Origin of the sequence: Yoonia sp. 67-2 (assembly GCF_035117555.1) — a bacterium.
Classification (GTDB): domain Bacteria; phylum Pseudomonadota; class Alphaproteobacteria; order Rhodobacterales; family Rhodobacteraceae; genus Yoonia.
The window spans coordinates 135,917-146,618 of sequence record NZ_JAYKPK010000010.1 but is presented as its reverse complement, the minus strand read 5'-3'; the positions used below and the strand labels follow the sequence as shown (position 1 = coordinate 146,618).

Annotated in this window: 10 protein-coding genes; 4 read left to right on the top strand and 6 right to left on the bottom strand. The window is 58.9% G+C overall.

Translation table 11 applies throughout. The features are described 5' to 3' along the window. Positions 1–220: 220 nt before the first annotated feature. Together VOY09_RS15755 and parE are read right to left on the bottom strand one after the other, a co-directional pair. Positions 221–1,084 (bottom strand): DUF5677 domain-containing protein, encoded by an 864-nt coding sequence (locus VOY09_RS15755; RefSeq protein ID WP_322895232.1) that lies wholly within the window; start codon positions 1,082–1,084, stop codon positions 221–223. Continuing rightward, positions 1,081–3,039, bottom strand: coding sequence for a DNA topoisomerase IV subunit B (gene parE / locus VOY09_RS15750; protein ID WP_322895231.1), 1,959 nt, complete (start codon positions 3,037–3,039; stop codon positions 1,081–1,083). The genes VOY09_RS15755 and parE overlap by 4 nt, the downstream gene beginning before the upstream one ends. Before the next feature lie 141 nt (positions 3,040–3,180). Between parE and VOY09_RS15745 the strand changes: the two genes are divergently transcribed. Genes VOY09_RS15745 through VOY09_RS15730 form a run of 4 tightly spaced genes read left to right on the top strand, consistent with a single transcriptional unit; the run spans position 3,181 to position 7,080 of the window. After that, complete coding sequence (locus tag VOY09_RS15745; protein WP_322895230.1) at positions 3,181–4,065, top strand: NAD(P)-dependent oxidoreductase; 885 nt, start codon at positions 3,181–3,183, stop codon at positions 4,063–4,065. Between the two features lie 31 nt (positions 4,066–4,096). Then, entirely contained in the window at positions 4,097–4,813 is a 717-nt protein-coding gene (locus VOY09_RS15740) for a DUF1007 family protein (protein ID WP_322895229.1), read from the top strand. Continuing rightward, positions 4,795–5,679 (top strand): hypothetical protein, encoded by an 885-nt coding sequence (locus tag VOY09_RS15735; RefSeq protein WP_322895228.1) that lies wholly within the window; start codon positions 4,795–4,797, stop codon positions 5,677–5,679. Before VOY09_RS15740 ends, VOY09_RS15735 begins: the two co-directional genes overlap by 19 nt. Positions 5,680–5,721: 42 nt before the next feature. After that, positions 5,722–7,080 carry an MATE family efflux transporter gene (locus tag VOY09_RS15730; RefSeq protein WP_322895227.1) on the top strand — a complete coding sequence of 453 codons (1,359 nt, stop codon included), beginning with the start codon at positions 5,722–5,724 and terminating at the stop codon, positions 7,078–7,080. On the opposite strand, the gene VOY09_RS15725 is transcribed toward VOY09_RS15730, so the two are convergent. The 4 genes from VOY09_RS15725 to lgt all read right to left on the bottom strand — a co-directional run bounded on the left by VOY09_RS15725 (position 7,077) and on the right by lgt (position 10,670). Continuing rightward, the gene (locus VOY09_RS15725; protein WP_416236764.1) at positions 7,077–7,814 is read right to left on the bottom strand and encodes a Hint domain-containing protein; all 738 of its coding nucleotides are present in this window, start codon (positions 7,812–7,814) and stop codon (positions 7,077–7,079) included. The two genes, VOY09_RS15730 and VOY09_RS15725, sit on opposite strands and share 4 nt — an antisense overlap. A 170-nt stretch (positions 7,815–7,984) precedes the next feature. After that, positions 7,985–8,740, bottom strand: coding sequence for a peptidoglycan editing factor PgeF (gene pgeF, locus VOY09_RS15720; protein ID WP_322895225.1), 756 nt, complete (start codon positions 8,738–8,740; stop codon positions 7,985–7,987). Further along, positions 8,737–9,795 (bottom strand): class I SAM-dependent methyltransferase, encoded by a 1,059-nt coding sequence (locus VOY09_RS15715; protein WP_322895224.1) that lies wholly within the window; start codon positions 9,793–9,795, stop codon positions 8,737–8,739. The genes pgeF and VOY09_RS15715 overlap by 4 nt, the downstream gene beginning before the upstream one ends. Further along, positions 9,792–10,670 carry a prolipoprotein diacylglyceryl transferase gene (gene lgt, locus VOY09_RS15710; RefSeq protein WP_322895223.1) on the bottom strand — a complete coding sequence of 293 codons (879 nt, stop codon included), beginning with the start codon at positions 10,668–10,670 and terminating at the stop codon, positions 9,792–9,794. The genes VOY09_RS15715 and lgt overlap by 4 nt, the downstream gene beginning before the upstream one ends. Between the last annotated feature and the right edge of the window lie 32 nt (positions 10,671–10,702).

The window sequence follows — 10,702 nt, the reverse complement described above, 5'->3', positions numbered from 1 at the left end:
GCATCACACCCGTCATGAAATTGAATATGGCTGCATGAATTCTACGGATGCACCCCGTTAAAAAAGGGGAGATTACCGGAGGCATCGGCGAGCAGGACCAGTTCGAGGTCGGTTTCGACCGACTGGGCCACGGCTGGGGTGGCGAGGAGGAGGGTGAGGATTAAGTGGCGCATGGAGGGAAGATAGGGCGGGGTGACGTTAGGGAAAGGGGGTGGTGTGGCTACTGTTGTAACTGATCGTACAGCCCGTCTTGGCTCCTGTGAAATGCCTCAGTTACGGTAGTTGTTTCGGTCGAAAGCTTAGTAAGAAGTTCATGGAACACGTCATTATTAATTGGTAGTTTTGCAAGCTTGCTGATTGAAAGTGCTGCGATATACCAGAGGTTTGCTTGGTCGGATAATACTCTGCAAACATGTGAAGCTTGTTTAAGTCGAGCCTCTTCGGCTGGCCGAGTCATATCGTCATAAATGAAATCTAGTGCAACATTATCTGCATGACATAGATGACTCTGAATTCCGTAAATATGAACTAACGCACCAGAAAAATGTAATGACTGGTCAAGTGTGTTCACCATTTCTGTGAAAGACCATTTCCGCATAACTTTTCGTCGTTGCTCTTTATTAGAAATGCTCTCATCAAGGGTACCACTTCTAGATAACGCTGCGAATATTCTGGCATCATCTGAACTCATCGCTTCACCCGCGAGCTTTAGAGCAATTCGTGCGCGATTTGCTGTAAGTTTATTCTCAGCCCTTAAATAGTCTCCCCAAAACTCATTCACTAGTTTCTCTGCCGCCTCGTTGGGATGTTGGCAAATAAACAATATTTTTACGATGGCCTCATAAAATGATCTAAGTACAATTTCGGTATCCCAAAGATATTGATGCGAAAGAAGAAAGCTTACGCATTGGCTTCTCCCGCTCGCGTAGCTCATCAACCTTATCAAGGTGGATATCGTGTGATCACTCAAATCAAGCTTTGATCCTATGAGTATTCTTTCGACTTCATCACGAGCAAGGCTGATTATTTGTAAAGAGATATCCTGAGGATCTCTTAGGTTAATTTCTTGATCGTCATCCCTCAAACATCCAACTCCTCCACAAACCGGGCATTCTCCTGAATATACTGGAACCGCAATTCCGGTTTCTTCCCCATCAGCCGTTCCACCAGATCCGCCGTGTCGCCAGGGATCTCATCATGCACGGTCACGCGGATCAGTTTGCGGGTCGCGGGGTCCATCGTGGTTTCTTTCAGGTCCTTGGCATCCATCTCGCCCAGACCTTTGAAGCGTTGCACGTCGATTTTGCCCTTGCCGCCCAGTCCCTTGGCCAGATGCTTTTCCTTTTCAGCATCATCGGCGACATAGATCCGCCGTGCGCCTTGCGTCAGCCGGTAAAGCGGCGGGCAGGCCAGATAGAGATGCCCGTGGTCGATCAGCGGCCGCATCTGCGTGAAGAAGAAGGTCATCAACAGCGATGCGATATGCGCGCCGTCGACATCGGCATCGGTCATGATGATGATTTTGTCATACCGCAGGTCTTCGACGTTGAATTTGGTGCCCATCTGGACGCCCAACGCCTCGCACAGATCATTGATTTCCTGATTGGTGTTCAGCTTGTTCGAGGCCGCCCCCAGCACGTTCAGGATTTTGCCCTTGAGCGGCAGCAGCGCCTGATTGACCCGGTTGCGCGCGCCCTTGCCGGAGCCACCGGCAGAATCACCCTCGACGATGAACAATTCCGTGCCGGCGCGGTCTTTTGATGTGCAGTCAGTCAGCTTGCCGGGCAGGCGCAGTTTCTTGGTCGCGGATTTACGCGCGGTTTCCTTTTCCTGACGGCGTTTCAGCCGTTCCTCGGCCCGCAGCACCAGAAAATCAAGGATCGCGCCTGCGGATTTGGTATCGGCGGCCAGCCAATTGTCGAAATGGTCGCGCACGGCGCCTTCGGTCATCCGTGCGGCGATTTCGGACGACAGCCGGTCCTTGGTCTGGCCTACGAAGGCGGGATCGCGGATGAAGCAGGATACGAGCGCGCAGCCGCCGGACATCAGGTCCTCCCGCGTGATTTGCGCGGCTTTCTTGTTGCCTGCGAGTTCACCGTATCCTTTGATCCCTTTCAGGATCGCGGCCCAAAAACCGGCGACATGGGTGCCGCCTTCCGGCGTGGGGACGGTGTTGCAATAAGATTGCAGGAACCCATCACGCACCGGCGTCCAGTTGATCGCCCATTCGACCTTGCCGGGTTCGTTGAATTTATCGGCGAATTCGACAGAGCCAGCGAAGGGCCGCTCGGCATAGGTCGCGGCCTTGCCCAAGGTTTCCTTGAGGTAGTCCGACAGCCCACCGGGGAAATGGAAGGTCGCTTCCTGCGGGGTTTCGCCATCGCTGATTTCCGATTTCCAGTGGATTTTCACGCCGGAAAAAAGGTAAGCCTTGGACTGGATCGATTTATACAGCCGTGCGGGTTTGAATTTCTGATTGCCGAAAATCTGCTCATCCGCGTGGAAAGTCACCGTGGTGCCGCGCCGGTTTTGCGTTGGCCCCATTTTCTGGATCGGGCCAAGGGGCAGGCCGCGGGAAAAGCGTTGCTCAAAGAGCTCTTTGTTCCGTGCGACCTGCACGACCATCGAATCCGACAAGGCGTTGACCACCGAGGCACCGACGCCGTGCAACCCGCCCGAGGTCTGATAGGCCTTGCCGGAGAACTTGCCGCCTGCGTGCAAAGTGCAAAGGATCACCTCCAGCGCGGATTTATCGGGGAATTTCGGATGCGGATCGACCGGGATACCGCGCCCGTTGTCGCGCACGGTGACGGAATAATCGGCGTGCAGTTCCACCTCGATCCGATTGGCATGGCCAGCGACAGCCTCGTCCATCGAATTGTCCAGCACTTCGGCCACCAGATGGTGCAAGGCGCGTTCATCGGTGCCGCCGATATACATGCCGGGGCGCTTGCGGACGGGTTCCAGCCCTTCCAGCACCTCGATGCTGGAGGCGTTGTAATCGTCGGGTCCGCTTGCGGACAAAAGGTCGTCGGCCATGGGCTGCTCTTTTCTTGGTGGTTTGCGCCTTTATGGCAGAGGGGATTGCCGCATGAAAGGGCCGAGCGCGCCAAGGGTGGTTGCACTGGCCTGCGGGTCGTGGAAAACTCTGCGCAAACGTTTCACTTCGGGAGGTAGGTTATGCGTATTTTCTTCACAGGCGGCAGCGGCAAGGCTGGCAAACATGCGATACGTCATCTGCAGGCGCAGGGGCACACGGTCGTGAATATCGATATGGTGCCATCGGGGCTGGATGTGTCGGAACTGCTGGTCGATCTGACCGATTCCGGGCAGGTCATTGGGGCGATGTCGCAATTCATTGATTTCCATGAACTGGAGGCCGCCAATGGCGTGCCACGTTTCGATGCCGTCGTGCATTTCGCCGCCGTGCCGCGCGTGATGATCGGCACCGATGGTGAATGTTTCCGCATCAATACGATGTCCACCTATAATGTGATCGAAGCAGCGGTGAAACTGGGCGTGCCCAAGGTGATCTTTGCCAGTTCGGAAACCACCTATGGCGTGTGTTTCGCGCAGGGCGAGGTCAAGCCAGACTATGTGCCGGTGGATGAGGACCACCCGACCGTGCCGCATGACAGCTATGCCATGTCGAAGGTCTGCAATGAGATGACGGCAAAGTCGTTTCAGGCGCGGTCCGGCACGGATATCTATGGGTTGCGGATCAACAATGTGATCGAGCCGCATGAATATGAAACGATGTTCCCGGCTTTCGTCGATGACGCGTCCCTGCGCCGCCGCAACATCTTTGCCTATATCGATGCGCGTGATCTCGGACATATGGTCGATTGCTGTCTGAAAACCGATGGGCTGGGTTATCAGATTTTCAACGTCTCCAATGATGACCTGAGTGTTGGGATTTCCGCGCAAGAGGTGATTGACCGCTTCTATCAAGGGGTCGAGGTGCGCGGCACATTGGCCGAGAACGAAACCATGTACGCCAATGGCAAGGCCAAGCGCATGGTTGGGTTCAATCCGCAACATTCCTGGCGTGACGTCCTGGGTTAATGCTAAGCGGACATGCTAAGTGATCAGGCGCTTGCGCAGATCACAGCCAAGTGTGGCCAAGCCCGATTGCGGCAGTGACGTGATCGGGTTACCAAACAGCATGTTGCGTAAATTATCCCTGATCCCCGCGATGCTGCTGCCGCTGCCGGCCTTGGCGCATCCGCATGTTTTCGTGCAGGTCGATATGGCCGTGGTCTTTGCGCCGGACGGCGAGGTCGCGGTGCGGCTTGATTGGGTCTATGACGCCTATTTTTCGATGCTGGTCACCTCCGATCTGGGGATCGATGCCGATGGTGATCTGCAACTGACGCCCGAGGAACAGGTGATGCTGGATGAACAGATCGCCGCATGGCCCCCGGATTTCGAGGGTGATCTTGAGGTGTTGCAGGGTGAGCAGATATTGACGCTGGCCGACAAGCGCGATCATGCGATGATCTATCAGGACGGGTTGATGCGCGAAACGCATCTGCGGCCCATCACGCTGGCGGATCGCACGACACCGCTGACGATCCTGCCATATGATCCGACCTATTACATTGCCTATGAAATCGCCGGTGACGTGACGATTGAAGGCCGCGATGATTGCGAGGTTTCGATCATCCCCGCCGATCTGAACGCGGCCTATTCGCTGGTCGATGAATTGCTTTATGGCAGGCCCGCAAGCGATGTCGGCCCGGACGAGGAATTTCCTGAAGTGGGCCGGTCCTTTGCCGATACGGTGGTGGTGACATGCGCTGGCTTGCTCTAGCGGGGCTGGCCGCGATTGGTGCGGCGGCTTTGTGGCTTTGGGGGTTTGGCGGCGCGGGGCAGGTGGCCCAGCAGGCCGCGATGATGCAACGTGATGTGCAAAATGCGATGGCCGGTGCCTTGCGCGCCTTGCAACAGGGTGAACCGGGGGCGGTCATGACGCTCTGGGGTCTATGTTTCGCCTATGGTTTCGTCCATGCGGCGGGTCCGGGGCATGGCAAGCTGGTGATCGGCGGTTACGGCGTCGGCGCGCGGGTCCCAGTCGGGCGGCTGGCGGGGCTGGCGCTGGCCTCATCCCTAGCACAGGCGGCGACGGCGGTGTTGCTGGTTTATGGCGCTGTCTGGGTGCTGGGCTGGGGGCGCGAACAGATGACCAGCTTTGCTGATGATCTGCTGGAACCGTTCAGCTATGCGCTGATCGCGGGCGTCGGGCTGTGGCTGGTGCTGCGCGGCGCGCGGCATCTGCGGGCACAAAGCCAGCCGGCGCATCACCATGATGCAGTCTGCAGCAGCTGCGGCCATGCCCATGGCCCGACACCTGCGCAAGCGGCCGAGGTGAGGTCTTTGCGCGATGCCGCCGCAATCATCGCCGCGATTGCGGTCCGGCCCTGCACCGGGGCGTTGTTTCTGCTGATCCTGACATGGCGGTTTGATCTGGATTGGGCCGGGATTGTCGGGGCCTTTGTGATGGGGCTGGGCACCGCCAGCATCACCGTTCTGGTGGCCTTTGCTGCGGTCGGGTTTCGCGAATCGGCGCTGCGGCTGGTCAGCAACCGTGGCACCGCGCAGATGATGGCGAGTGCCGAGATCGCCGCGGGTGCGGTCGTGGTTGTGCTGGCTTTGCAACTGGTGCTGCGTAGCGTGTAATAGCGCTTTACGACTTTGCATTTCGCCCCTAAAGCTGGCGAAATGCAGCCAATTGCCCAAACATACAGCGAACATAACCGGGCGATCTGGAAACTGGGAATTCCGTTGATTCTCAGCAATATGGCGCAATTTGCGATCCATATGACCGACACATTGATGCTGGGCTGGTATGATGTGACGGCTTTGGCTGCCGCAACCATCGCCACATCCTTGTTTTTCGTGACCTTTATCGTTGGCGCGGGATTCGCGCAGGCGATCACGCCTTTGGTCGCGGCGGCGAATGAACAGGATGATCACGTGCAGGTCCGGCGCGTCACGCGGATGGGTCTGTGGCTGTCGATCATCTATGGTGTCATCGTGATGCTGCCGTTCTTTTGGTCCGAACAGATTCTGCTGGCCATCGGGCAGGACCCGGTGGTTGCGGCAGAGGCGCATCTTTACCTGCGCATCGTGATCTGGGGGATGATCCCGACGCTGCTTGTAATGGCGTTCAAATCCTTTCTGGTGGCGCTGGAACATACTGCCTTTATCCTGTGGGCGACGGTGGGGACGGCCTTGCTGAATGGGCTGATCAATTATGCACTGATTTTCGGTAATTTCGGCGCGCCGGAACTGGGGATCGAAGGGGCGGCAATCGCATCGCTTTTCGTCAATCTGCTGACGGTCGCGCTACTGGTCGGCTATATCGTCAAAGTCCTGCCGCAATATCAATTGTTCCGCAATTTCCACCGCCCAGATAGCGAGATTATGCGCCGTGTCTTTCTGCTGGGTTGGCCCATTGGGCTGACATCTTTGGCAGAAGGCGGGTTGTTCACCGCCTCGGCCATCATGATGGGCTGGATCGGGCCAATCCAATTGGCGGCCCATGGTATCGCAATCCAATTGGCCAGCCTGACCTTCATGGTGCATATCGGATTTTCGCAGGCGGCCACCGTGCGCGCGGGCCGTGCCTTGGGGCGGCGGGACGAGCCGAACCTGCGCCGCGGCGGGATCGCGGCACTGGGGTTGTCGGCGGTTTATGCGACCGCGACATCTGTCGTGTTTTTGCTGATACCGGGGACATTGGTGTCGCTGTTCATTGATCCGGCAGAGCCGGAGCGGCTGCGCCTGATGCAGGTCGGGATCACGCTGGTGATCATGGCCGGTCTGTTTCAACTGGTCGATGGTTTGCAGGTCGTTGCATTGGGGCTGTTGCGCGGGGTGCAGGATACCACCGTGCCGATGATCATGGCCTCGTTCAGCTATTGGATCGTTGGTTTGCCGATCAGCTATCTTTTGGCGTTTTACTTTGATTTCGGCAGTGTCGGGATCTGGGTCGGGCTGGTGCTGGGCCTGCTGGTCGCGGCGGTATTGCTGCTGTGGCGGTTCTGGGCGCGGTCGGTGCGGATCGCGCTGGCTTAGCGCAACATTTCCAGATCAGTCAGCCGCAGGCGCGGGTGTCTGGGCAGGCCCATATCTTCCAGACAGTGCAGATGCGGAAACATCGCGAGATATTGTGCCAGCGTCGTGCCGCGCAGACCAAGACCAAAGGCGGTGCCAGGGTTAAGGCTTTCGACACCGATGCCATTGACCAACAGTGTTTCCTGACTGGCAAAGCCAAGCTGATAAAGATCGACCGGCGCGGTCGGGCGCAGCGCGATGAATTGATCACCATCCACAAAATCGCTGGCCGGGATATAGGCGGCACGGCTGCCGGTCAGCTGTGTGATGCCGGTCGTGCAATGGCGCAGCCTTGCGGCGGGACCAAGGATCAGATCCTGCAGCGGACGCCCAATCCCCAAAGCGCCGGCCGTGATCCGTGTCAGCATCCGCCGGGAGTAGGGGCCGGCGACATCCTCTGGGCTGATGGTCACCGTGCCGCGCCACAAGAGCGGCATAAAATGACCCTCGCTCATCCGGATCTGATCGCCCGGCACAAGATCTTCGACCGCGACGCTCCCGCCCGGGGTTTGCAGGATCGTGCCGCGCCCCAAAGCGGCGAATGCATCCTCAAACGCCGGGATCGCCGGGGCGGTGAAGCGGGCATCCGCGATCTCACCATCGGTGCCAAGATGGCTGATGGTGTATTTTCGCTGCGGCAGGGCAGCGGATTTGCTGCAATTGCCCGTTCTGATTGAAATATCCAATATGTCCATGCCTATAGGATGTGCGCGCAACGCGGCAGCACTATGGCAAAGCGCGGATGAAAACGCCTGCAACAGAGATCGGCTTAACGAGCTGATTTCATGCTGAAATTTCGCCCGGTCCGGGCCGCCCTGCGCGTACGCCACCAAGCCGCCATTCCGGCGTCGCAATGCCGCCTTGATTACAGGCGGATCGCTGCGATCAGACGGCCATAATCAGCCTCTTGCAGATGGACGCTGCGGCGATAGCTGAAAAACCGGCCCGGATCGGCATAGGTGCAATGGCCGGTCCAATGGGCCTGTCCCACGCCAAAGCTGCGCAGCCGCATCAGGCCAAAGCCGGGCAGGTCGAACTGGAACCGTGACTGCTGGCCTGCGGCAAAGAACCTGTCATAGCCGGGATCGACCGCCAGAAAACGGTCGCGGAAATCGGCGCCGACTTCGTAATTGCGCTGGCTGATCGAGGGGCCGATAACCGCAACGATATTCCGGCGCGCCGCGCCCAGTTTTTCCATGGCACGCATGGTCTGTTCCAGCACGCCTGTCAGCGCGCCTTTCCATCCGGCATGGGCCGCCCCGATCACGCCTGCGGTCTGATCGCAGAACAGCACCGGCTGGCAATCGGCGGTCAGGATCGAAAGGCCGATGCCTTTACTGCGGGTCACAAGCGCATCGGCTTTTTGCAGCACCGGGGTCGCATCTGTGACGGTAACGACATCGGCAGAATGAACCTGATGCACGCCGATCAACTGATGTGGTGCGAGGGCCAGCGCATCCGCCGCCCGTTCGCGGTTGATCGCCACGATATCCTGTTGGTCAGAACTGCCAAAGCCGCAATTCAGCCCGGCAAAGACGCCGGATGACGCCCCGCCTTTGCGGGTGAAAAACCCGTGGCGCGCCGCGCCAAGCGCGGGATCGGTGATGATGTCTAGCGTCATGGGTCCAATCCGGGAGGCGGTGTGGCCGTGGCGGGGTAAAGCGCCATCACTTTGAAAAGGTCACCCATTTCGGCAGGGTGGGTCAAGCGCCGATGTGCGGCGACATGCGCCTCAAGCGCGGCATCGGTCAGACGGGTGGCGAGTTTTTGCGCACGCGCAGTGATTCCCAGCCGTTCCAGAAACACGCCTTGCGCGGTCAGACGGCTGTGGCGGGCGGGGGCGGCATGCGCGGCAATCGCGGCAAAATCGACATGGGCGGTCAGGTCAGCCGCGCCCGGATCAGCCAGCGGATCGGCGGGCGCATGGCCGGCGAGCGCCTGCAAAGTGTCGCCCAGCGACTGCCAGTCGCCGTAATCAATGATCAGCGCGGCACCGCCGTGTCGGGCGATCCTGTCTACAAGAGCGCTGATGATGCCGGGCAGGGCGGGACAGGTTTCGATCAGATCCCCATCCTTGGTATCGGCCAGCCGATCCGCAAGCTGTGCCAAAGGCACTGCATCTGACAGGCCAAAGCACAATTGCCCGTCCTGCGCGCCCACCATTCTTTCGCGCCAGCCATTGCCTGCGCGGATGAATTGCCGGATCGGCAGGGCGTCGAAAAACTCATTCGCCACCAGCAGCAAGGGCGCATCTGGCAGGCTGTCGATCTGGTCATGCCAGATCGCCTGCGGCACCCTTTCGGCCTGCATCCGGCGCAGATGGGCAGAGGTCTCAATGAAATGCACGGTCAGGGCGTCGTGAAAGCCGGGCACGCTGGCCGTCGCACGCAGGATATCTTCCATCAGCGTGCCGCGACCGGGGCCAAGTTCGGCCAGGATCACAGGATCAGGCGTGCCCTGATCCAGCCAGGCTTGCGCCAGCGACAGGCCGATCAATTCGCCGAACATCTGGCTGATCTCTGGCGCTGTGGTGAAATCGCCCGCAGCGCCGAACGGATCGCGGGTCGCGTAATAGCCATGTGTGGGATGCATCAGCGCATCGCCCATGAAGCTCGCGATGCTGATCGGCCCGGTCTGTGCGATCCGGGTCAGCAGAAGATCGCGCAGCGCGCTCATCTGCGGCTGGTGATCGCCACCACGATCAGCCCCATCACAATCATCGGCAGCGTCAGCAATTGCCCCATCGTCAGACCGTAACCGCCGTAATGCAGCGCAAGGCCCAGTTCATTTCCGACACTGACGAACTGCGCATCGGGCTGGCGCACGAATTCGACGATGAACCGCGCGATGCCGTAGCCTGTAAAGAACACACCTGACAGCAGCCAAGGTTTTTTCAGCCCGCCAAAGCGGAAGGCAAGCAGCAGCAGGATCGTACCCAGAACCAAGCCTTCCAGCCCCGCCTCATAAAGCTGCGACGGATGGCGCACGCAGGGTTCAGTCAGCGTGGCGCAGGATTGCGCCGCCGCGCCGGGAAATACGACACCCCAAGGCACATCCGTCGGGCGGCCCCAAAGTTCGGCATTGATGAAATTGGCGATCCGCACCAGCAGGATGGCGGGCGTGGCGGCGACCGCAATGATATCGGCCAGATCGGGCAGCGGAACCTTATGGCGGCGGCTGAACAGGTAAACAGCCAGAACGACGCCAATAAATCCCCCGTGAAAGGATAAACCACCCTCCCAGATCCGGATGATCGCGACCGGATCGGCCAGAAATTCCCCGGGCTGGTAGAATAAAACATAGCCCAGACGTCCGCCGCCGATCACACCCAGCACGATATAGGTCAGCAGGTCTTCCAGCCTTGCGGGGTCCATCGGGGCGCCATTGCGCCAGACATCCGGGCGGCGCAGGGCGGCTTTGATGATCATCCAGCCGAGTGCGATACCGACGATATAACCCATCGCATACCAGCGCAGGGCCAGCGAAAACCCGAACAGGTTGATCGTGAAAATCTCGGGCGAGATATCGGGAAAGGGGATCGCTGCTATCATGGCGCTTTGGTGATGGCAGGCGGCGATGATGT